At 72.4% G+C, this 21,832-nt stretch carries 19 protein-coding genes and 4 tRNA genes; 11 read left to right on the forward strand and 12 right to left on the reverse strand.

The window, feature by feature from the left end:
- Positions 1–3: 3 nt before the first annotated feature.
- Positions 4–279, reverse strand: a complete 276-nt coding sequence (locus ADY59_RS22490; protein WP_049565190.1) for a hypothetical protein — start codon at positions 277–279, stop codon at positions 4–6.
- Between the two features lie 195 nt (positions 280–474).
- On the opposite strand from ADY59_RS22490, the gene ADY59_RS22495 reads away from it, so the two are divergent.
- The 5 genes from ADY59_RS22495 to ADY59_RS22515 all read left to right on the forward strand — a co-directional run bounded on the left by ADY59_RS22495 (position 475) and on the right by ADY59_RS22515 (position 2,773).
- Entirely contained in the window at positions 475–2,310 is a 1,836-nt protein-coding gene (locus ADY59_RS22495) for a peptidoglycan recognition protein family protein (RefSeq protein WP_053175039.1), read from the forward strand.
- An 86-nt stretch (positions 2,311–2,396) separates the two neighbouring features.
- Positions 2,397–2,468 (forward strand) — tRNA-Gly (locus ADY59_RS22500).
- A gap of 16 nt (positions 2,469–2,484) precedes the next feature.
- Positions 2,485–2,555: transfer RNA gene (locus tag ADY59_RS22505), tRNA-Cys, on the forward strand.
- A 52-nt stretch (positions 2,556–2,607) separates the two neighbouring features.
- Positions 2,608–2,679, forward strand: a tRNA-Gly gene (locus ADY59_RS22510).
- 19 nt (positions 2,680–2,698) lie between these two features.
- Positions 2,699–2,773: transfer RNA gene (locus tag ADY59_RS22515), tRNA-Val, on the forward strand.
- Between the two features lie 109 nt (positions 2,774–2,882).
- On the opposite strand, the gene ADY59_RS22520 is transcribed toward ADY59_RS22515, so the two are convergent.
- Positions 2,883–3,374: a DUF5946 family protein gene (locus ADY59_RS22520; RefSeq protein WP_049565192.1), complete on the reverse strand. Its 492-nt coding sequence runs from the start codon at positions 3,372–3,374 to the stop codon at positions 2,883–2,885.
- Positions 3,375–3,642: 268 nt separating this feature from the next.
- Between ADY59_RS22520 and ADY59_RS22525 the strand changes: the two genes are divergently transcribed.
- Entirely contained in the window at positions 3,643–4,383 is a 741-nt protein-coding gene (locus tag ADY59_RS22525; protein WP_331459502.1) for a mechanosensitive ion channel family protein, read from the forward strand.
- 75 nt (positions 4,384–4,458) lie between these two features.
- Here the strand turns inward: ADY59_RS22525 and ADY59_RS22530 are convergent, their stop codons facing one another.
- Positions 4,459–4,725 (reverse strand): DUF6401 family natural product biosynthesis protein, encoded by a 267-nt coding sequence (locus tag ADY59_RS22530; RefSeq protein WP_049565194.1) that lies wholly within the window; start codon positions 4,723–4,725, stop codon positions 4,459–4,461.
- 75 nt (positions 4,726–4,800) lie between these two features.
- A complete protein-coding gene (locus ADY59_RS22535) occupies positions 4,801–5,964 on the reverse strand; it encodes a 4-hydroxybenzoate 3-monooxygenase (protein WP_049565196.1) in 1,164 nt (387 codons plus the stop codon).
- Positions 5,965–6,032: 68 nt separating this feature from the next.
- Here ADY59_RS22535 and ADY59_RS22540 point away from each other — a divergent pair, with 68 nt between their 5' ends.
- The 3 genes from ADY59_RS22540 to ADY59_RS22550 are packed head-to-tail and all read left to right on the forward strand — an operon-like array spanning position 6,033 to position 11,118.
- Positions 6,033–6,797 (forward strand): IclR family transcriptional regulator, encoded by a 765-nt coding sequence (locus tag ADY59_RS22540; protein ID WP_049565198.1) that lies wholly within the window; start codon positions 6,033–6,035, stop codon positions 6,795–6,797.
- A gap of 36 nt (positions 6,798–6,833) precedes the next feature.
- Positions 6,834–7,754, forward strand: a complete 921-nt coding sequence (locus ADY59_RS22545) for an SDR family oxidoreductase (protein WP_049565200.1) — start codon at positions 6,834–6,836, stop codon at positions 7,752–7,754.
- A gap of 28 nt (positions 7,755–7,782) precedes the next feature.
- Positions 7,783–11,118 carry a hypothetical protein gene (locus tag ADY59_RS22550; RefSeq protein WP_156325658.1) on the forward strand — a complete coding sequence of 1,112 codons (3,336 nt, stop codon included), beginning with the start codon at positions 7,783–7,785 and terminating at the stop codon, positions 11,116–11,118.
- 33 nt (positions 11,119–11,151) lie between these two features.
- Here the strand turns inward: ADY59_RS22550 and ligD are convergent, their stop codons facing one another.
- Complete coding sequence (gene ligD / locus ADY59_RS22555; protein ID WP_049565204.1) at positions 11,152–12,333, reverse strand: non-homologous end-joining DNA ligase; 1,182 nt, start codon at positions 12,331–12,333, stop codon at positions 11,152–11,154.
- Between the two features lie 192 nt (positions 12,334–12,525).
- On the opposite strand from ligD, the gene ADY59_RS22560 reads away from it, so the two are divergent.
- Positions 12,526–12,816 (forward strand): hypothetical protein, encoded by a 291-nt coding sequence (locus ADY59_RS22560; protein WP_053175043.1) that lies wholly within the window; start codon positions 12,526–12,528, stop codon positions 12,814–12,816.
- Positions 12,817–12,818: 2 nt separating this feature from the next.
- Here ADY59_RS22560 and ADY59_RS22565 read toward each other — a convergent pair whose 3' ends face one another.
- From ADY59_RS22565 to ADY59_RS22575, 3 genes are all read right to left on the reverse strand, one after another.
- Positions 12,819–13,568 carry a crotonase/enoyl-CoA hydratase family protein gene (locus ADY59_RS22565; protein WP_049565206.1) on the reverse strand — a complete coding sequence of 250 codons (750 nt, stop codon included), beginning with the start codon at positions 13,566–13,568 and terminating at the stop codon, positions 12,819–12,821.
- A gap of 194 nt (positions 13,569–13,762) precedes the next feature.
- The gene (locus ADY59_RS22570) at positions 13,763–15,112 is read right to left on the reverse strand and encodes a carotenoid oxygenase family protein (RefSeq protein WP_049565208.1); all 1,350 of its coding nucleotides are present in this window, start codon (positions 15,110–15,112) and stop codon (positions 13,763–13,765) included.
- Between the two features lie 313 nt (positions 15,113–15,425).
- Positions 15,426–16,616 (reverse strand): epoxide hydrolase family protein, encoded by a 1,191-nt coding sequence (locus tag ADY59_RS22575; protein ID WP_049565210.1) that lies wholly within the window; start codon positions 16,614–16,616, stop codon positions 15,426–15,428.
- 60 nt (positions 16,617–16,676) lie between these two features.
- On the opposite strand from ADY59_RS22575, the gene ADY59_RS22580 reads away from it, so the two are divergent.
- Positions 16,677–17,660 (forward strand): helix-turn-helix transcriptional regulator, encoded by a 984-nt coding sequence (locus ADY59_RS22580; RefSeq protein ID WP_049565212.1) that lies wholly within the window; start codon positions 16,677–16,679, stop codon positions 17,658–17,660.
- 400 nt (positions 17,661–18,060) lie between these two features.
- Here the strand turns inward: ADY59_RS22580 and ADY59_RS22585 are convergent, their stop codons facing one another.
- The 4 genes from ADY59_RS22585 to ADY59_RS22600 all read right to left on the reverse strand — a co-directional run bounded on the left by ADY59_RS22585 (position 18,061) and on the right by ADY59_RS22600 (position 21,361).
- Entirely contained in the window at positions 18,061–18,879 is an 819-nt protein-coding gene (locus ADY59_RS22585; protein WP_049565214.1) for an alpha/beta fold hydrolase, read from the reverse strand.
- Between the two features lie 200 nt (positions 18,880–19,079).
- Positions 19,080–20,006 carry an endonuclease/exonuclease/phosphatase family protein gene (locus ADY59_RS22590; RefSeq protein ID WP_063780739.1) on the reverse strand — a complete coding sequence of 309 codons (927 nt, stop codon included), beginning with the start codon at positions 20,004–20,006 and terminating at the stop codon, positions 19,080–19,082.
- Positions 20,007–20,096: 90 nt separating this feature from the next.
- Complete coding sequence (locus ADY59_RS48025; RefSeq protein ID WP_082310316.1) at positions 20,097–20,387, reverse strand: transposase; 291 nt, start codon at positions 20,385–20,387, stop codon at positions 20,097–20,099.
- Positions 20,381–21,361: an ADP-ribosylglycohydrolase family protein gene (locus ADY59_RS22600; RefSeq protein ID WP_049565216.1), complete on the reverse strand. Its 981-nt coding sequence runs from the start codon at positions 21,359–21,361 to the stop codon at positions 20,381–20,383. The genes ADY59_RS48025 and ADY59_RS22600 overlap by 7 nt, the downstream gene beginning before the upstream one ends.
- Between the last annotated feature and the right edge of the window lie 471 nt (positions 21,362–21,832).

A 21,832-nucleotide genomic window follows, 5' to 3' on the forward strand; every position in this document is an offset into this window, starting at 1 on the left:
CTCCTATCCGTAAACGATCCGGCGCAGCTGACGCAGCGACAGCTCGGGGGCCGCCACCCGGCGGCCGCGCAGCTCCGCGGCGATCCTGGGAAAGATCTCGTCGTTGGTCAGGCCGCGAGCCTTCAGCTCGCCGTGACGCCGCCGCACGAACTCCTCCGCCGGCTCGGAGAAGTACGCCAGGACGTCGGCCACCACGCGCGCCGCCTCGCCAGGCCCCAGCGGGGTGCTCCTGGTCAGGTGGGCGATGAGGTCCTCGTAGGGATGCCGTGCCGTGGACACAGTCGAGGACACTACGCAGCTGGAACGCGACACTTCAACTTCCTGCCCGATATCGGGCAGGATTTACCCCCATCTTCTGTCATGAGGGGGAAGATTACGTTCAGTCACATCAGTATCGTGTGTCCCGTCTGACACATCCCTATCTGGGAATGGTTACGGCTAGTAGTCGTTGTGTGCCGTTCCGTGGGGGTTGTCATGCTGTTGTGGGCCGTCGTCGCCGCCACCGTCCTGGTCGCGCCCGGCCGGCCGGACGTCCGCCAGGCCGACTTCGCCTCGGCCGCCCGCACGTACGGGGTGCCGGAGAGCGTCCTGCTGGGCGTGTCGTACCTGCAGTCCCGCTGGGACGCCCACGGCGGCGCCCCCAGCACCGCCGGCGGCTACGGCCCCATGCACCTGCTCGACCCCGCCGCCGCCCCGCCCGGTCCCGGCCACACCCACGCCGACCGCCGCGGCGACACCGCCCGCCCCCGCCCGCCGATGAACGCCGGCCAGGAGAGCCCCGGGGCGGCGACGTACGGAGGTCCGACGGTGGCGGAGGCCGGACGGCTGACCGGGCTGAGCGCGGAGCGGCTGCGGAGCGATCCGGCGGCGAACATCCGGGGCGGCGCCGCCCTGCTCGCCTCCTACCAGGAGCGCCCCAGCGCCGACCCGGCCGGCTGGTACGACGCCGTCGCGCGCTACGCCGGCTCGCGCGAGTTCGCCGACGAGGTGCTGTCGGTGATGCGCGCCGGGACGGAACGCCGCACGGACGACGGGTCGACGGTGCGGCTGCCCGCGACCGCCGGCCTGCCGGGCCCGGCGCCGCTGCGCAGGGCGAAGGGCGCGGCCGAGTGCCCGCACACGCTGGCCTGCGAATGGCTGCCCGCCGCGTACGCGCGCACCGGCAAGGGCGACCACGGCAACCACGACCGCCTGGACCGCCCCCGCCGCGTCGACTACATCGTGATCCACGACACCGAGGGCACCTACGACGGCATCGCGTCACTGGTGAGGAACCCGAAGTACGTGAGCTGGCACTACACGATCCGCTCCCGCGACGGACATGTCGCCCAGCACGTGCACAACAAGGACATCGCCTGGCATGCCGGTAACTGGGACGTCAACACCCGTTCGATCGGCATCGAGCACGAGGGCTACCTGGCCAAGGGCGGCACCTGGTACACCGAGGCGATGTACCGGGCGTCGGCCAAGCTCGTGCGCTACCTGGCGGACAAGCACGACATCCCGCTGGACCGCCAGCACATCCTGGGCCACGACAACGTCCCGGGCACGTCGGCCGCGACACTGCCGCAGATGCACGAGGACCCGGGCCCGTACTGGGACTGGGCCCACTACTTCGACCTGCTCGGCGAGCCCTTCGACCGGCCCGCGTACGAGCAGGCCGGCTACGGGCGGGGCCCGGAGTCGGTGCTCGTCCTGCCGTCCTACGACGAGCACCGGCCCCGGTTCACCGGCTGCGAGACGGCCAAGCCCGCCAAGCGGTGCCCCCCGCACGGCGCCTCGACGCTCTGGCTGCGCACGGAGCCGCGCGAGGACGCCCCACTCGTGGACGACGCGGGCAAACGGCCGGGCAAGCCGAGCACGTACAGCGTCTACGACCACAGCGCCCGCGCGTCGGCCGGGCAGCGGTTCGGGGTGGCCGAGCAGCGCGGCGACTGGACGGCCATCTGGTACCTGGGGCGCAGGGCCTGGTTCCACAACCCGCCCGCACGCCCCACCGCCGTCGCGGCCCGGGGGCCGCTCGTCACGCCGGTCCGTCCCGGCGTCAAGGTGTACGGGCGCGCCTTCCCCGAGAAGCGGGCCTACGCGGGCACCCGGGCGCCCTTCCAGCGCCACGCCCCCCTGCCTTACACCCTCGCTCCCGGCCAGTCGTACGCCCTCGGCCAGACGCTCGCCGGCGCCTACCACTCCGCCCGCTCCTTCGACCCGGCCAGGCACGTCACGGTCAAGGGGAACCTGCGCTACCACCAGATCCAGCTCGGCCACCGGGTGGCGTTCGTCCGGGCCGAGGACGTGCGTGTCATCCGCTGAATTTCGCCACAGCGGCCTCACCGTGCACACGGGCACTCCCGGGAGGCGATATGGTTTTCCCGTGGCCGGTTCAGTGCCGGAAACACGCGGAAGTGGCTCAGTGGTAGAGCATCACCTTGCCAAGGTGAGGGTCGCGGGTTCGAATCCCGTCTTCCGCTCGGAGTTCTAACTCCTGGTGGAGTGGCCGAGAGGCGAGGCAGCGGCCTGCAAAGCCGTCTACACGGGTTCAAATCCCGTCTCCACCTCGGCGCGGTTCGGCGGACTCGTCAGGATCCGCTAAAGTAAGTGCAACGCCATGCGGAAGTGGCTCAGTGGTAGAGCATCACCTTGCCAAGGTGAGGGTCGCGGGTTCGAATCCCGTCTTCCGCTCTGAGTGACAACTCAACCCGGACGATTAGCTCAGCGGGAGAGCGCTTCCCTGACACGGAAGAGGTCACTGGTTCAATCCCAGTATCGTCCACCAGATTTCCCGCCCCAGCTCCTGGTTCATACCGGGATCTGGGGCTTCTTGTTGTCCCCGGTTGATCGAGCGCCGCCGGGCCCGCTGTCTCGCGCGGGCGCCGTCCCGCGGCTCAGGTGCGGACGGCTTTCCAGGATTCCACGGTCGCCGCTGCGATGGCTTCCATGCGACGGCCGTAGGCCGGATGCCCGTCAGCCACGAAGCTGCCGTCCCGGCAGGGCAGGCCGCTGAACGCGGCGCCGAAGCCAGCCGGCGGCCCGTCCGGGGGCAGCGGCGCGTAGCCGGCCAGGGGCGCCATGTCGTAGCCCGACCGCACCCCGTGCTTGTTGCGCGCCACCTGGTGAGCCGCCACCCGCAGCAGCGCGTCCAAACCCTGGTCCACATAGAGCTGCAGCATCCGGAACTGGCTGTCGAGGTATTTCTCGTGTCCCCGGGAGGGGTGCTGCAGCAGGTACGCGCAGACCACGGGCGCGTGCCACCGGTACATCCGCGGATCGCCCTGCTCCTCGGCGAGGATCGCGTGGTAGTAGTCCACGCACACGCCGAGCGGGCCGGCGGCCGCCCCGCAGTCGCACCGATCCGGGTTGTCCGGGCTGTCCGTCATGGGCGGCACCCTAAGGGGCCGGAGACGGCCCTGTCGACGGCATTTCCGCGAGCCGGCGCGCATCCGGCGGCATTGCCGGCCCCTGGCGTCCGTCTACCGTCACCAGGCCGTCTCATTACTCTCCGTTGATGAAATACGCCGAAAGGCGCACTTTTGGTCGCTCTCCGTGCATAACGGGACGGTGAGCGGGTAGCGCGCAGGCATTGGCTCCTCGGAGGAGGAAACCGTGGACATCAACATAGGCCAAGGCATATCCGATGCCTGGCGGATGATAGCGACATTCGTTCCGAAGCTCGTCGCGTTCGTCGTCATTCTCATTATCGGCTGGATCGTGGCCAAGCTGCTGGCGAAGCTCCTGGGCAAGGTGCTGAACCGGGTCGGCTTCGACCGGGCGGTCGCGCGCAGCGGCGCCGCGGGGCGGTGGCAGGAACGCAGCCGCTACGGCGCCAGCGGGCTGCTGTCCAAGCTGCTGTACTACGCGCTGCTGCTGATCACGCTGCAGATCGCCTTCAGCGTGTTCGGGCCCAACCCGATCTCGACGCTGCTCACCGGCGTGGTGGCCTGGCTGCCGCTGGCGGTGGTCGCGATCGTGATCATCGTGGTGACCGGGGCCATCGCCAAGGCGGTCCGGGACATCATCTCCAGCGCGCTCGGCGAGCTGTCGTACGGCCGCTGGCTGGCGACCGCCGCAGCCGTGTTCATCTGGGCCCTGGGCATCATCGCCGCGCTCAACCAGATCGGGGTGGCCACCGCGGTCACGATCCCGGTGCTGATCACGGTGCTGGCGACGATCGGCGCCATCGCGGCGATCGGCGTGGGCGGCGGTCTCGTCCGGCCGATGCAGCAGCGGTGGGAGCGCTGGCTGGGCCGGATCGAGCAGGAGGCGCCGCAGGCCAGGGCGCACGCGGAGGCGTACCAGCGAGGTCGCGGGGACGCCCAGCAGATGACGGAAGAGACGCCGCGCACCCAGACGGGCGGCGCCACCCGGTCCGACTACCGGGAACCCTGACCGCCCTCACGGGGCCGGCCGTCGGCCGGTCCCGGGGTGGTCAGCCGGACCAGCCGGGACGCCCGGAAGGGGTGGTCAGGCGGGGAGTTCGCCGTCGAGGAAACCTCGTTCGCGGGCGAGCCAGCACACCGCCGTCAGACGGAGGGCGGCGGCGTCCGGCTCGCCGTCGAAGGCCCACCCCCGGTGCCGCAGCTCGTCGAGGAAGCCGAGCAGGTAGTCGCCCAGCGTCTCGCGGTCCAGCGGGATCGCGTCCCGCAGCACCGCCGCGTGCTGGTCCACCGCGGCGACCAGCCCGGGGTCCGTGGCCATCCTGGCGAGCTGGTCCTGCCCGAGGGTCGTCATGACCGAGCGCAGGGGCGCAGCCGCCCATCCATCCGCAAAAAGCACCACTAAACACTAAAGCATGCCAAAACCCCTTTACCCTTCGAGGGGCAGTCCCACGTAGTTCTCCGCGAGCGTCGTCGCCGCCGCGTCCGAGGACGTCACGTAGTCCAGGTAGGACAACTGCAGCTTGCGCCCGTAGTCGTCGTCGGAGTCGAACGTGTGCAGCAGCGTGGTCATCCACCAGGAGAAGTGCTGCGCCCGCCACACCCGCTTCAGGCACGCGCCGGAGTAGCCGTCGAGCAGTTCCGTGGAACCGTCGCGAAAGAACGCGGCCAGCGCCTCGGTGAGCACCCGGACGTCGGCCACGGCCAGGTTCAGCCCCTTCGCCCCGGTCGGCGGCACGATGTGGGCGGCGTCCCCGGCCAGGTAGAGGCGGCCGTACTGCATCGGCTCGGTGACGAAGCCGCGCATCGGGGTGACGCCCTTCTCGATGATCTCGCCGGTGGTCAGCGTGAAGCCGGGCACCGTCTCCAGCCTGGCCTTGAGCTCGGCCCAGATCCGCTCGTCGGGCCACTCCGCCTCGCCGGCGTCGGGCGGCACCTGCAGGTAGAAGCGGCTGATCTCGGGCGTGCGCATGCTGTGCAGGGCGAAGCCGCGCTCGGTCCTGGCGTAGATCAGCTCCTCCGACGACGGCGCCACCCGGGCCAGGATGCCGAGCCAGGCGAAGGGGTAGTCGCGCTCGTAGGTCCGCAGCACCCCCGGCGGCACCGACGGCCTGGACACGCCGTGGAACCCGTCGCAGCCGGCGATCACGTCGCAGTCCAGCCGCTCGCCGCCGAAGGTCAGGTAGGGGCGGTCCCCGGGCGAGTGGACCGCCACGTCCTCGACCTCGAAGCGGACGTCGCCGCCCGCCTCCAGCCGGGCGGCGATGAGGTCCTTGACGACCTCCTGCTGGCCGTACACGGTGATGGCCCGGCCGGGCACCAGCTTCTCGAACGGGATGCGGTGCCCCGCGCCGCCGTACCGGAGCTCGATGCCGTGGTGAGACAGGCCCTCCCTGAGCAGCCGTCCGCCCACGCCCGCCGCCACCAGCGTGTCGACCGTGCCCTGCTCCAGCACGCCGGCGCGGACCCGCCGCTCGACGTAGTCACGGCTGCGCTTCTCCAGCACCACCGAGGAGATGCCGCGCAGGTGGAGCAGGTGAGAAAGGAGCAGTCCGGCCGGTCCGGCGCCGATGATCCCTACCTGAGTTCGCATGAGGGAAGCATGCTGCCCGGCGCGCCCCGGATCGAGGACCGGCTTCCGCCCAGTGGAAGAATAGCCACATGTCAGGCGGCGCCCGTGAGCCGGGCCGTACGGTCACCTCCAAGGTGCTGGCCATCCTGGGCGCGTTCGACGCGGCGCACCGGGAGCTCACGCTCACGCAGGTGAGCGAGCGCAGCGGCGTCGCCCTGGCGACGGCGCACCGGCTCGTCGGCGAGCTGCAACGCTGGCAGGCGCTCAGCCGCGCCCCCGGCGGGCGGCTGCGGATCGGGATGCGGCTGTGGGAGCTGGGCCAGCTCGCGCCCGGGCCGCTGCGCGAGGTCGCGCACCCGTGGCTGCAGGAGCTGTTCGCGAGCACCGGCGAGAACGTGCACCTGGCCGTCCGCGACGGCCTGGAGGTGCTGTACGTGGACAAGGTGTACGGCAGGCGCGCGGTGCCGATCGTGTCGCGGACGGGCGGGCGGCTGCCGATGCACCCGACGGGGGTGGGCAAGGCGCTGCTGGCGTACGAGCCCGACTGGTTCGTGCAGGCCTATCTGGCGCGCACGCTCGAACGCCCCACCGCGCACACGATCACCGAGCCGGGGCGGCTGGCGCGTGAGCTGGCCGCCGTGCGGGCGCAGGGCCACGCGCTCACCTACGAGGAGATGACGGTGGGGTCGTGCTCGGCGGCGGCGCCGGTGCTGGTGGAGGGGCGCGCCATCGCGGCGCTCGGGATCGTGCTGGCGTCCCGGCGGGCCCGGGAGCTGCCGCGGCTGGTGGAGCCGCTGCGCGCGGCGGCGGCGGGCATCGCCCGCGCGGCGGCTCCGCTGCCGGCGGACGACTGAGCGGCATGTCCGGGGCCTGGTGGGTAGGGGCGTGTCATGCTCATCATGCTGACGGGCGCGACCGGCACGCTCGGCCGGGCCGCGGTGCCCGCCCTTCTCAGGGCCGGCCACGAGATCCGGGCGCTGAGCCGGGAGGACCAAGCCCGGCGCGACGTCACCTGGGTGCGCGGCGACCTGGCCACGGGCTACGGCGTACGGGAGGCCGTGGCCGGCTGTGACGCGGTCGCCCACCTGGCCGCGCTCGACCGCGCCACGGCGGGCGACCTGCTCTCCAGGCCGGGCACCGCACCCGGCGCGCTGACCGTCGACGCCACCGGCACGCGCGCGCTCGTCGCGGCCGCCCGGGAGGCGGGCGTGGCGCACCTGCTGCACGTGTCGGCCGTCGGGGCCGGCCGGGCGGGGCCGCTGCGCCGCAGGTCCGAGGCCGAGCGGCTGGTCAGGGAGAGCGGCGTGGCCTTCACCGTCCTGCGCACCACCCACCTGCACCAGCGCCTCGACCGGGTGCTGCGCGGGCTGGCCGGCTCGCCGGTGCTGCCGGTGGACCGCACGCTGCCGTGGCAGCCGGTCGACACGAGCGAGGTCGCCGGCCGGCTGACCGGCCTGCTCGCCGGCGGTCCGCGGCGCACCGTGATCGAGTACGGCGGGCCGCAGGTGCTGGCGACGCCCGAGCTGGTCGCGACCTGGCTGACCGCCCGCCGGCTGCGGCGCCTGTGCCCGCCGCTGCGCTATCCGGGCAAGGTCGCCGCGGCGCAGCGGGCGGGCGCGCTGACCACGGACGCGACGCCGACGGGCCGCATCACCTGGCACGACTACCTCAACCCGCCGCCGATGCCGTCGGAGGACTTCGCCGAGGAGCACACGGCCTCCCCCACCAGCCCGGCGAACCAGCCCGAACGCGACCCCGACCGGCACGTCTACGGCGGCGACGAGGGATACCAGCGACCGACGCGCGGTTGATCCGGTAACCCACCATAATGAGGCGGTTATGCGGCCTCATGCATTGGTCAAGGACGTCGAATCACTCGCGCACGGGCAGCGGTGCCGTCGCCTGGCCGAGCACGCGCGGCGTCTCGCCGGGCGGCCCGAGCTGCGCGCCCTGCTGGACGGACTGGCCGGACAGGGGCAGTACGAGCGGTTCCTCGCCGTGCGGCTGGCGGCGATGGCCCGCGACATCCCGCACCTCACACGCGCGATGGCCGACCCCGACCCCGACGTCAACCGGTTCGCGATCATCTCGGCGGCCAGGCTCGGCGCGCCGGACGACGCCCTCCTGCAGATCGTCCGCACCGGCCCCGCCGCCCAGCGGGCGATGGTCTACCGGGCGATCAGGCGCGGCGGCAGGAGCGAGCTGGCCGGGCGGCTGATCGACGAGGTAAGGGAACGGTGGGGCGACCGCGAGGCGGCGGGCCTGCTGGCGGCCTGCCCCGGCGAGCTGGCCGCCGCCCGGCTGCCCGACCTGGAGCACGCCGTGCCCAACTGGCGAACGCTGGCCAAGCGGCATCCGCTCGTCGTGCTCGGCCACGCCGAGTCGGTGCTCGCCGGGCTGCCCCGCCAGCTGCGCGCGGCGTGGTGGTCCGCGCTCGCCCCCGGCGTCGAGGTCGCCGCGCAGCACGCCCCCGAACGGGTGATCGCGCTGCTGGAGCGCTACTGGACGCCGCGCGACTGGCGGTGCGCCGGGCTGCTCCTGAAGGCCGACCCGGAGCGCGCGCTCGGCCTCTACCTGGTCCCCGGACGGCAGGCGCAGCTCATCGGGCTGCTGCGGCACGCCGCCGTCCGGCAGCGCCTGGCCGCCTTCCCCGACGGCAGGCTCGGCGAGGTCGGACGGGCGGTGCGCGACCACGAGCCCTCGATCGTCAACCTGCTGCTGTCGGTGCCTCCGGGCCGCAGGGACGCCGTGTTCGGCGCGGCGACGGCGGGCGTGGACCTCTCCCAGGCCCTCCACTCGGTCCACCTGCTGAACGTGCTGCCGCTGCGCCGCCGCGTCACGGAGGCGCGGCGGACGCTCGGGCTGCGGGCCGTCGCCGAGGACCCCCGGCGCACCCTGGAGATCACCGCCTTCCTCCCGTACGACGACGCCGAACCGGTCCTGCGTGCCGCGACCCGGCGATCGGAAGGCGCCGACCGGGCCGTGGGCTACGGGCACCTGATCGCCTGCGCCGGGCGCAGCCGCGACCCCGGCGTCGTCACCCGCATGCTGGACGCGCTGGCACGGCTGCGCAACGAGCAGGACCCGGTGCGCCAGAGCGCGATCGAGGCGCTCGCGGGCATCCCGCCGCGGCTGTTCCTGGCCGATCACGTGCCCTGGCTGGACCGGCTCGTCGAGGACGCGCTCGCCGCCCGCGACTGCTCCTACCACACCCGGCTCGGCCTGGCCCGCCTGGCCACCCGGGTCTTCGAACAGGGCGCGACGCGGGACGACCGGGCCCTGCTGGAGTACGGCCTGCGCGCCTTCGAGCGGCTGACCGGCTATGTGGGGACCGCCTCGCTGAGCCACCTGTCGCGCGTGCTCCGGCGCGGCCAGGAGGTCGTGCTGGTCCGCAGGCTGGCGCCCTACCTGGAGGCCGGCAGCCGCCGCGACCGGCACGAGCTGGCCTTCCTGCTCGCCAACGCGCTCGGGCGGCGCGGTCACGGCCTGCCCGAGCTGCAACGGGCCCTGGAACGCGCGCTCACCGCCGTCAGCGAACTCGCCGCGATCGAGGCGATCGACCTCTGGCTGGAGCCGCCGCGCACGCGCGGCGAGCGGGTGGCCGGGCTGCTGGCGGCCGATCCGTCGACGGTGACGGTCGGCAGCGTGTTCGCCGCGGTGGTGTGGCACCGTACGGACCTGCTGGAGGCGGTGCTGGGCCGGCGCGCCCCGGCGGGCCGCTTCGCCAGGAGCGACGTGCGGCGGGTGCCTCACGTCCCCCGCCGGGCCGTGCTGCGGTGGACGGCCCGGCAGCGGGCCGCGTACGTGAAGCTGCTGGAGCAGGTCGCGCGCGACACCCGGCTGCCCACGAACGAGCGCGCGCAGGCCGTGCGGACGATGGGCGAGGTGCCCGCGATCGAGGCCGGGCGGCTGGAGCGGCACCTGAAGTCGGAGGAGGCGCTGCTGCGGCGGGCGGCGCTGACCGCGCTGCCGTGGACGGCGCGGCCGCAGGACGTGCTGGCCGGCCTGCTCGCGCACGCGGGCGGCGACGACGCGCACGTGGCGGTGTACGCGGCGGCGCGGGCGGCGCGGTTCGTCCCGCCGGCCGAGCTGCCGGCGGCGCTGGCGCCGGTGCTGGCCGACGGCAAGATCACCGCGCGCAAGGAGGCGGCCCGGCTGCTCGCCCGGCACCGCGCGCCCGGCGCGTTCCGGGTGCTGCGGAGCCTGTGGGACGCCGAGGGCCAGCACAAGGACGTCCGGGTGGCGATCGTCTCGGCGGCGCTCGGCCTGCTCGCCGAACCCGACGCGTGGCAGCTGCTCCGGGAGGCCGTCGCCGGGGCGGGCGACCTGGCGGCCCCGGTGCTCGGCACCCATCCGCTGGCGGTGCCCGAGCGGTGGCGGGCCGCGTACGGAACGCTGATCGCGGAGGCCACGCACGCGCGCGACCTGGAGACCCGGCTGACCGCCGTCGAGACGCTGCCCCGCTGGGCCGCCTACGCGCCGGGGGCCGTGAAACGGCTGGCCGGGATCGTCCGCGAGCTCGGCGAGACCGCGGACTGGCGGGCCGCCGCGCGCGGGCTGGTGAGCGCGGCGTGCTCCGGGTACGGGGCCGAGGAGCTGCGCTCGGCCGTGCGCGCGCTGGCCGCCGCGCCCGCCGGGCCGGACGCCGGCGCCGACCGTGACCGGCCGGCCGCCCAGCGGCTCGCCGCCATCGCGTCGGACCTGAGCGCGGCGCACCACGCCGACCCGGAACCGGCGGCCGCGGTCGTCGCCGGGGTGGCCGGCGAGCTGCCCGCCGACCTCGCGGCCGAGCTCCTGGCCGCCACCGTCGACTGGGACGCCCCGCGGGCGGTCCTGGCCCGGCTGACGCGGACGGTCCCGGGCATCCTGGCCGCCGTCACGACGGCCCACGCCCTGGCGCGGTCGACGGACGAAGTCCCCGCCGACCGCATCCTCCCCCACGCCCAATGGCTGACCACCCTCACACCCCAGGCGGGAGTGGCGGACGCCGATACGGCGGACGCGGCGGGAGTGGCGGCGGAGGTGGGGGCGCTGCTGGCTACGGCGCTGGCGGCGGAATGCGGCCCGCGGTCGGGGTGGGCCGAGCCGTGGCGGGAGGTGCTGCGCCGGGTGCGCGGGAGCGGCCTGCGCGAGGCCGCCCACCAGGCGTCGCAGGTCACCACGGCGGACGAATGAGGGCGGGCGCCCCAGCTCCCGGGGCCCGCCCGGCTAGCTCCACGGGTCGTAGTCGGACTCCAGCGGCTCCTGCGGCGGGCGCCGCTCCTCCGGGACGTTCTGCAGGTTGACCCGGATCCGGTACCACACGCTGCTGCGCCCCCGCATCCCGTCGACGAGCACGTCGGCGGGCTCCAGGCAGGCGGCCACGTCCGGATGGCGGGCCTTCCAGCGCTCCAGCCCGGCCAGCGCCTCGTCCTTGTGCTGCGCCTTGGCGATCTCGATGACGGGCCGGGTCTGCTGCCTGCGCCCGCTGCCCTTGGGCGGCTTGGGCGCCGGCCCCAGCTCCTCGGCCAGCTCCAGCAGGCCGTCGAGCGACCCGGGATGCAGGTCCATGTCGGCCCACGGGTCTCCCACCTCGGCCAGCCGCCGGGGCACGGTCGCGATCGTGTAGTCGGCCGGCTCGCAGCCGGGCACCTCGTCCCAGGTCAGCGGGGTGGACACGCGGGCGTCGGGGACCGCGCGCACCGAGTAGGCGGAGGCGACGGTGCGGTCGTAGGCGTTCTGGTTGAAGTCCACGAACACGCCGTGCCGCTCCTCCTTCCACCACCGGCTGGTGGCCAGCCCGGGAGCACGACGCTCGACCTCGCGGGCGACGGTCTCGGCCGCCTTGCGCACCTGGGCGAACGGCCAGCGCCGGTCGATCCGGGCGTAGACGTGGAAGCCGCGCGAGCCGGACGTCTTGGGCCAGGCGGTCAGGCCGTGGTCGGCCAGCACCTCGCGGGCGACCTGGGCGGTGGCCAGCACGTCGGCCCAGCCGACGCCCGGCACCGGGTCGAGGTCGATGCGCAGCTCGTCGGGGTTGGCCAGGTCGTCGGCGCGGACGGGGTGCGGGTTGAGGTCGATGCAGCCCAGGTTGACCACCCACAGGAGCTGCGCCAGGTCGGTGCAGACGACCTCCTCGGCGCTGAGCCCCGAGCGGTAGCGCAGCTCGGCCACCTCGATCCAGGCGGGCCGCTTGGCCGGGGCGCGCTTCTGGAAGAACGGCTCCTCCTCGATGCCTTTGACGAACCGTTTGAGCACCATCGGCCGGCCGTGGACGCCGCGCAGCGCCGCCTCGCCGACCTGCTCGTAGAAGCGGATCAGGTCGAGCTTGGTGACCCCGGCCTGCGGGAACACCACCTTGTCGGGGCTCGTCACGCGTACCTCGCGGCCGGCGACCTCGATGTCGGGCATGCAGGTCACGATACGCGCACGGCCCGACATTCCCCCGCGTCACCACCCTCCGGGGTCGTCCCCGTCCCCCGCCGAGCCCGTGGCGTTACGAACCGGCTCAACGCGCAGAACGTCCGGCCCCCGCACCCCCGTTTCAGGACGGCAGGAAGAAGTGACGATCACGCTCCGCAGTACCATGAATACGCTTACAGCATGTCCGCGCCCGACATCCGCCGTCTCATGGAGGAGATCATGACGTCCACCACCTGGCCCGTCAACAGTCCCTTCGCCCGCGAGCACTTCGGCCGCGGCAAGAAAGAGGGCAGGGAGGAAGGGAAGGCCGAGGAGGCCGTGAGGTCGGTCATGCTCGTCCTGACCGCCCGGGGCTTCGACCTCCCCGACGACGTCCGCACCCGGATCACCACCTGCACGGACCTCGACCGGCTGGAAGGCTGGCTCACCAGGGCGGCCACCGTCCAGACCCTCGACGACCTGTTCGGCTGAGGTCAGAAGTGGCCGAAGTCTCCGTGCCGCCCCGCCCCAGCCCTGAACCTGGCCGCGCCGCCCACCGCGCCCGGCAGCGAGACGAGCCCGTGCCGCAGCTCGTTGCGCATCGCCTCCGCCTCGGGCAGGCCGCGCTGCTCCAGCACTGACAGCCGGTCGCCGCGCAGGCAATCCTGCGGGAACCGGGCGATCTCCCGGGCGAGTTCCTCGGCGTGCCGCCGTGCCGTACCGCCCGGCACCACCCGGTTGGCCAGCCCCATCTCGTACGCCTCCCGCGCCGTGACGGGACGGCCGGTGAGGATCAGGTCCATCGCCCGGCTCTGCCCGATGAGGCGCGGCAGCCGTACGGTGCCGCCGTCGATGAGCGGCACGCCCCAGCGGCGGCAGAACACGCCGAACACGGCGTCCTCCTCCGCCACCCGCAGGTCGCACCAGAGCGCCAGCTCCAGCCCGCCGGCGACGGCGTGCCCGGTGACGGCGGCGATCACCGGCTTGGACAGCCGCAGCCGCGTCGGCCCCATCGGCCCGTCGCCGTCCTCGCCGACGTGGTTGTCCAGCGCCTTGAGGTCGGCGCCCGCGCAGAACGTGCCGCCCTCGCCCCACAGCACGGCCACGGCGGCGTCGGACGCGTCGAACTCCCGGAACGCGTCGGTGAGCGCGGCGGCGGTCTTGCCGTCGACGGCGTTGCGCACCTCGGGCCTGCTGAGCACGACGGTGGTGACGGGGCCGTCGCGCTCGACTCGTACGGTCATGGCTGCCTCCCTGGATCCCTCGCCACGCCTCACGCTACGGCGGGACGCGGAGTCAGGCCAGGCGCTTCAACCGTCGAGAAGCGCGCGGACCGCGCGAGTTCTCCGCAGGTCGTCAGGATCGGCCTCGCGACACCAGGACGTGCCAGGACGGCGGCGGCCTGGCCGAACGTGTGCGGCGTCGGGGAACGCGTTGGTCAGGCCGGGATCCAGTTGCCGTGGAAGCCCGCGGGGATGCGTACCGGGAGGTGCACCTCGGCGAGCGGGGGTGCGGCCAGGTCGGCGGCGTCCAGGATGGCCAGGTAGCTCGTGCCGGCGCCGCGGTCGTGGGCGAACGTCATCAGGTAGCCGTCGTTCTCACCGGTCCCGGCCCGCGGCACGAAGACGGCCTCGCCGCAGGTGTGGCCGGGCGGGAGGCGGTGCGCCGACCGTACGCCGCCGCGGGTGAGGTCATAGGCGTAGATCTGCGACCGCTCGGGCTCGGCGTCCAGGGAGAAGCTCGTCGTGTAGCCGTACCGATGGGCGAGCCCGAGCATCGAGTCGGCCACCCGGGGGTATTCGCTGGGCGCGTCGTCGAGCGGCTCCTCGGCGACGGCGCCCGACCGCAGGTGCAGCGTCCAGCGGTACACGACCGGGAGCCCGCCCGCCACGTCGTCGGCGCCCTCGCGCCACAGTGTGGGTACGCGGGTGCCGGTGACGGTGATCGTGTCGGCCTCCGGGTCCTCGAAGGCGTTCATGGTGTGCCAGACGTAGCACGGGGCGACGTCGAACCAGCGTACGGGCGCGTCGTCCCCGGCCGTACGCGCCAGCACGCCGAACCGGGCGCGGTGGGCGTCGTCCCAGCGCCAGGGCGGCCCGCCCGCCGCGGCCTGGGCGGCGTCGAAGACCACCGGCAGGTCCATGAAGACCACATGGTTCCGCGTGATGGCGAAGTCGTGCATCATCGTCGCGCGCGGCACGTCCACGACCCGCGTCTGCACCACCTCACCGGCGGACGAGGCGCGGTAGCAGGTCAGGTACGGCGGGCGCAGCCGGTAGCCGAAGAACAGCAGCTCACCGGTGATCGGGCAGGTCTTCGGGTGCGCGGTCATCGGGGTCCGAAGGGCGCCGTCGAAGGTGTGCGCCCCGATCGTGGCGAGGTCCGGCGTCACCTCGTACGGGAAGCCGCCCTCCTCCAGGGCGAACAGCCGGCCCGCGTGCGCGATCAGGTGGGTGTTGGCCGTGGTGACCCGGTAGTCGATCCGGCCCGTCTCCTGGTCGAAGGCGAGGGCGAAGCGGGACTCGCCGGGGTGCTCGTACAGCGGCGTGCGCACGTACCGGTTGCGGTACCAGCGCGCCCTGCCGCCGTCGAGCGCGATGGTGTGGATCATGCCGTCGCCCGCGAACGAGTGTGGCGACCAGCCGGTGCGCGGGTTGGGCCCGTTGCGGAAGAACTGCCCGCTCAGCTCGGCCGGGATCTGGCCCACGACCTTGGACGGCTCCAGGGTCACCTCCTCGGCGACGGGCGCGTTGTTGCCCGCGAGGTGCAGCGGCACGGTTTCGGACATGGGGAACTCCTGTCGGCATGTGGTGGAGACGCCGACAACCGTGCACGAAAGAATCCTCGGACAACAGTCTTGTTCTTCCCGGCCGTCTCAGCCGCATGGCAAGAGCCCTGGTGAGAGCGTCACGACAGAACCCGTCGGCGGATGTGAGCGTTCGTCATGCGGGACGCCTCTGTCCAAGGCGGCGTGCCGATCCGGGGCAGAGCGACCCGTCCGGCCGCACGCGGCAGCGTTGGTTCGGACCGCGCGAATGCCCCGGAACAGTGAGATCGACGCCCCGGCCCAAAGCGGGGCGGCCGCCCCGCCCGTACCAGGATCAGCGCGCGACGCGGAAGAACGTACGCAGGTCGCTGACGAGCAGGCCGGGCGTTTCCATCGCGGGGAAGTGGCCACCCCGGTCGAACTCCGACCAGTGGTCGACGGTGTCCGCCGGGTCGGCGAGGGCGCGGATCGTCATGTCCGCCGCGAACACCGCGATCCCCTGCGGCGGCGCCGGCGCGGACGGCCACCCGGTCTGATCGTCGCCGGACTGGCTGGAGGCCATCTCGCGGTAGGCGCGCATGCCCTCGTAGATGGTGCCGGCCGAGGACGCGCCGGAGCCGGTGAACCAGTACAGGCTCACATTGGTGAGCAACTGGTCGCGGTCCACGGCGTCCTCGGGCAGTTCGGCGGCGGGATCGGTCCATTCCTTGAACTTCTCCGCGATCCACGCCAGCTGTCCGATCGGCGAGTCGTTCAGCGAGTAGGCCAGGGTCTGCGGGCGGGTGGACTGCAGGTGCAGATAGCCGAGGCCGTCCTGGCGGGCGGTGTTGAACCGCTCGGCGCGCGCCCGGTCCGCGTCGGACAGGCCGTCCGTCTCGATGGGCGGGCCGAACGGGTACGGCGATGGGCCGCTGACGTGGGTGGCGGCCACGCGGCCGGGGGCGGCCATGGGCAGCAGCATGGTCACACCACCGCCGACGTCGCTGCCTTGCACGGCGAATCGCCGGTAGCCGAGCCGGCTCATCAGTTCCCCGAATGCGGCGGCCACCCGGAACAGGTTGCCCCAGCCCGGTTCCCGCACCGGGTTGGAGAACCCGAAGCCGGGCAGCGACGGGATGACCACGTGGAACGCGTCCGCCGGGTCACCGCCGTGCGCGCGGGGATCGGTCAGCGGCCCGATCATGTCAAGAAAGTCCACGAATGAGCCCGGCCAGCCGTGGCAGAGGATCAGCGGCAGCGCATCCGGCTCGGGTGAGCGGACGTGCAGGAAGTGGATGTCCTGGCCGTCGATCGTGGTCACGAACTGCGGGTGCTCGTTCAGCGCCTTCTCCTGCGCGCGCCAGTCGAAGCCGTCCGCCCAGTAGGCCGCCAGTTCCTTGAGGTAGTCCACAGGAACGCCGCGCTCCCACCCGGTTCCGCGAATCTGCTCGGGCCAGCGGGCGCGCGTGAGGCGCTCGCGCAAGTCGTCCAGCTCGGACTGCGGGATGTCGACGCGGAACGGGCGGATGTCTGTCTTGTTGTCCATGGCGGAAATCTAGGCGTGATACAGGAACCGTCCCTTCCTGTATCCGGGCAGACTTGCAGCATGTCGGACACAGCACAACGACTGCTGCGGCTGCTCTCCTTGTTGCAGACGCGGCGGGACTGGACCGGACCGGAGCTGGCCGAGCGTCTCGGCGTCAGCGCGCGCACCGTGCGCAACGATGTGGAACGCCTGCGCGGCCTCGGCTATCCGGTGCATGGGATCAGGGGCGTCACGGGCGGTTACCGGCTCGGGGCGGGTGCGGAGTTGCCGCCGCTGCTGCTCGATGACGATGAAGCGGTTGCCGTCGCGGTCGGGCTGCGGGTGGGCGCCACACAGGGCGCGATCACCGGCATCGAGGAGGCAGCGCTGCGCGCCCTGACCAAGCTGGAACAGATGCTGCCCTCACGGATTCGCCGTCGTGTCAACGGCTTGCGCGCCTACCTCGTCCCCCTTCCGCACGCGGGCCCCCGCGTGGACGCCGATACGCTCATCGCGATCGCGGCGGCCTCGCGCGGCCGCGAGCGGCTCCGGTTCGACTATGCCGGCCATGACGGGTCGGCCAGTCACCGCGAGGTCGAGCCGCATCGGCTCGCGCACAGCCGAGGCCGCTGGTACCTGGTCGGATGGGACGTCGCGAAGTCCGGCTGGCGCACCTTCCGGATAGACCGGCTGCGTTTGCGGACACCGAACGGCCCACGGTTCACCCCCCGCGAGGACCCCGGCGGTGACCTCGTCGGCCACGTCGCCACCGGGCTGGCCACCGCGACCTGGCAGTTCCGGGCGCGGGTGACGGTACGCGCACCGGCCGAGCACGTGCGCGCCCGGCTCCCGTCCGGCATTCGGGTGGAGCCCTTGGGCGATGACGCCTGTGTGGCCGAGGTCGGCTCGGACACACCGCAGATGCTGGCCTGCTACCTCGGCATGCTCGACGCCGACTTCAAGGTCACCGAGCCGCCCGAGCTCGTCGCGGCGATTCGCGCCCTGGCCGACCGCTACCGGCAGGCGGTCCCGGAGGGAACGGCCTTCGGCGGAGAACGCCGGTGATCCGGTCGGGTTCGGCTCACGCGCGGGTGCGCCCCCGGGCGGCGCGAGACGGGCATACAAGCTCGACTCCGTCGAGCATCCGTGGATTCGGCACAAACTTCCAGAAACGCGATCAAGATCGTTCGTCGGCAGATCGCAAGAGCGCTGCCTCCACCTCGGGTCCGGCATGAGCCGCGCAGACGTACGTGGTGCTCCCGGTCGGCGAATCAACGTAGTACAGTGCCGCACGCTTCCCACAGTTCGAGCACCAGGCGTCGCGCTCGCCACCGAATTCGGCGAGCCCGACCTTGATTTCTGGGATAGGAAATGCCATGCGGAAAGCGTAAATCTGCACGGCCGGGGCCTCCGTACCGACGACGTGTCTTGCCGAATGCAGGTCCGCAGATGACGCGTACTCGCCTCAGTCCTGCTTGAGGAAGGCGAGCAGGTCGGCGTTGAGCTGGTCGCGGTGGCTGACGAACAGGCCGTGCCCGGCCGTCGGATACTCCAGGTAGGTGGCGCCGGGAATCAGCTGCGCCGTCCTGCGGCCGGTGACCTCGACCGGGGCGGAGAAGTCGGCCGCACCGTGCACGACCAGCGTGGGCACGGTGATCTCCGGCAGGGTGGCCCGGTGGTCGAAGTCCACCACGGCCTGCTGGCACTGGCGGACCGCCCAGGCGGACGTTGCCAGGCACTGCTGCATCACATGATCGGATTGGGCGACGGACACCTCGTTGCCGAGATGGGTGGCGAAGAACGCCTGCGCCTGCCGGGCCAGCCAATGGGGCCGGTCGGCGTCGAGCGCGGCCAGCGACGCGTCGAGGAGAAAGGACGGGACCCCTTCGGGATTGTCGTCCGTCTGCCGCACGAAGGGCAGCATGGCCGACAGGAGCGCCACCCGCCTGACCCGGGACTCGCCGTGCCTGGCCAGGTAGCGGGCGATCTCGGCGCCCCCCATGGAGTGCCCGACCAAGGTGACGTCGCGCAGGTCCAGACGCTCGATCAGGACGGCCAGGTCGTCGGCGGCGGTGTCCAGGTCATAGCCGGTGGACGGGCGGTCGGATCGGCCGTGTCCCCGCCGGTCGAGGCTGACGCAGCGGTATCCGCGCTCCACGAAGCAGGGGACCTGGTACTCCCACATGTCCGAGCAGAGCATGGAGCTGGCGACGAAAACGATGGGGTCACCCTGGCCGTAGTCCTCGTAGGCGAGGCGCGTCCCGTCACTGGTCTCGAAGAACATCCCGTCACTCCTTCACTTCGGCGATGACGATCAGTCTTGTGCGTGGACGTAGGCGTGCCAATTACGTCACAGGTAAGCCTGATCCGCGCCCAGCGCTACGGCACCGTGACACCCCAGTTCACACAGCAAATGGCGGCGGTCGTCCGGGACGGCTATCGGCGACCGTGACCGCCGGGCGGTCCGCCGCGCTTCCACGTCCCCTACGACAGCGTGGCGGTTCCGACCACGACGCGGTGGTCGGAGCACAGGTCGCCGGCGTTGCCCGCGCACGAGGTGGACGGCGCGAGCGAGTCGCCGGAGTAGGAACCCACGATCTTGTTCTCCCGGGCGAAGATCATGTCGAGCTTCGTCCCGGTGCCGCACGGCCCCTTGGCGTCCGGCACGCTGACGGTGAGCTCACCGTAGCCGGGGCACTTGCTCGGATCCGCGTCGTCCAGTTCGTGGTAGCGGCCGGTGTTGCCGCCGTTGTTGGCTGTGCTCACGCCGGCGGAGTAGTAGCCGTTCAGCCGCGCGGAGTCGGGGTGGACGTTGAAGTCACCGGCGATGACCACGGTGTCGCCGTCGGCGTGGTAGTCCTCGAGCTCCTTGAGTACGGCGTTGAGCTGGGAGGCGCGGTAGGCGTCGACGTACGTGGTGTGCGTGGTGCAGAACCGCAGGCGGGGACGTGCCTGCAAGGGAGCGCACAGCATCTTCCGCTGCTCGGTCTTGCCGTCGTCGGGAAGGGTGATCCGCTCGGCGGCGCCCAGGGGCTGCTTGCTGAAGATGGCGTTCCCGAAGTCCCGGCCCCCGCACGGCCCTCCCGACCTGGCGGAGTACGTGACGGCGAACCGGGCGAAGTTGCCGTCGTCGGCCGGCCAGCCGGCGTTGCGGAGGCCGGTGATCAGTGCCTGGTACTGGTTCACGCACAGCTCGTTGAAGGAGGCGAGGTTCGCGCCCCTGGCGACGATCGAGCCCACGGCCGCCTGGACCATGCCGCTGGTGGTGGAACCGCCGTTCAGGGTGTTGCCGGCCACGTTCCAGTGCCAGACGGTGTAGGAAGCCGCGGCGGCGGATGCGTTCGCCGTGGCGGGCACGGTCAGGGCCGCCGTGGCGATGACCATACCGATGCGGGTCCAGATCTTGCGCATGGCGTATTCCCCTCACTGCAAGGTGGCTACGCGGCACGCTAGTGATGACCGGTATACCGATGGTATGTCCACTATGGGCTACTTCTTGGATCAAGTGCGAAGCCAAATGATCAGGGCCGCCAGGGGGACGGTGCCCAGGAACGTGCAGGCGCGCTTGTCGTACCGGGTCGCCACTGCGCGGAAGGTCTTCAGCCGGCTGATCGCCCGTTCCACGACGACGCTCCTGCCCTTGAAGCGGTTGGCGTGGGAGGAGACGCCCTCGTCCACGGTCGGATGGTCCGGCCGGGCGCGCGGGTGTCCCGGTCCCAGTCGCCTGTACGTCTCGTCCGCCGCCCACCCGATTTCGTCGAGACCGCCCACCTGGTTCGGCTGCTTCACCATCCTGGGTAGCGGGTCAGCCAGGAGGGATCCTTCGCCGGCTCGTACGCGCTGCCGGAGGGGCTCTCGGTCAGCTGCGACGCCAGGTCTCGTGCGAGTGTGTCCATGACCCACACCGATTCCAGCCTGCCGAGGAGCCGGACCGGCCACGCGCCGACGCCGTACAGCGCCCCGAGCAGCGCCCCGCTGACGGCGGCGACGTACAGGCCGCCGAGCAGCGCCGACGGCGCGGTGGCGTCGGGCGCGACCTCTGCCAGCCGGGCCTTCGACCGGGGCTCCTCGCGGGCCTTGGCGCATACCGTGCGCGCCTCACCCAGAATTCCCGCCGGCTCGCGCGTCCGAGGCAGCTCAGGCACGCTCTCCACCGCATCGCCGAGGGCATTCGTGGCCAGGCACCGCCCCGTTAGGAGCGCCGCCGCGGCCGTCGCCCGGTACGCCTGCGGGTCTCCGTGAGTCAGCGCGGCCACGTCCTGAGCGAGATCGGCGACCCCGTCCGGGGGAACATTCTTGGACAGTGCGGCCAGAGGGAGGGAGCGGGTGAGGGCATGACAACCGCGGCTGTGGGTGGTCGGCCGGCGGGTGCTGCCCTGCTCGGGCCGGTTCAGCGCCAGGACGGTGGCGGGTGCCGAACCGCGCCGCTCCCGGAACTCGGACACGTCGGCGAGCCATCCGTCCGGCCACCGCGCCGAGCCGTTCGCCCAGTGCCGGTGCTGTTCGTGGACCTCGATGCCCTGCAGAGCGGCCCATCGGCAGTAGGCGTGCCAGACCACCGACGGCGGATGGCAGATGCCCCTGTGCTCCCCGCGGACCAAGGCGCGAATGATCCCCTCGATCGTGAAGGCGGCCAGTTGCGTGCTCACTCCGGCCCGGAGAGGACCGGACGGCGGGACGGTTCCACGGCCGACGCTGTCGCCCAGCGCGAGCCCCAGCACCAGCCCTCGCACCCGGTCGGTCCAGGTAGCCTCGCTCCCCCTCATCGGTCGCCCGGACCAAGCCGCTCTCGAAATCCTGTGCAGTAATGCGCACGGACCGGACGAGCTGCCCGTCTCCGGGGACGGGGTCGTAGCTGCCCTTTCCCGGCACATAGCGCATGACGGGTTCGTCCCAGCGGTCGAAGAACGCCCACTCCCCCGCCACGGAGACGTAGCAGAGAACCCGTTCGCCGACGACCAAGCCGGGTGTTCCGAAGGCTGCTTCGACGTCGTCGCGGCGCACATCCCGCGTCCCGGACCAGCTGCGCGCCTCCTCCACGCACCTGCCGCCGGGGCCGAACATCGAGGTGAACGGCCCCGGTACGCCAAGCATCCGGCCGGTAGCGGCGAAGTCGTCGTCGCGTTCGTCGAGGAAGCAGAGGTTCTCCAGCGGGGTCCGGCCTACGGTCGCCATCTCCTGGCCGTGCGTGGTGTACATGCCGGCCCGCGTCATCACCAGGGGGACGGATTCCAGCC

Origin of the sequence: Nonomuraea sp. SBT364, assembly GCF_001083785.1 — a bacterium.
Lineage (GTDB): Bacteria > Actinomycetota > Actinomycetes > Streptosporangiales > Streptosporangiaceae > Nonomuraea.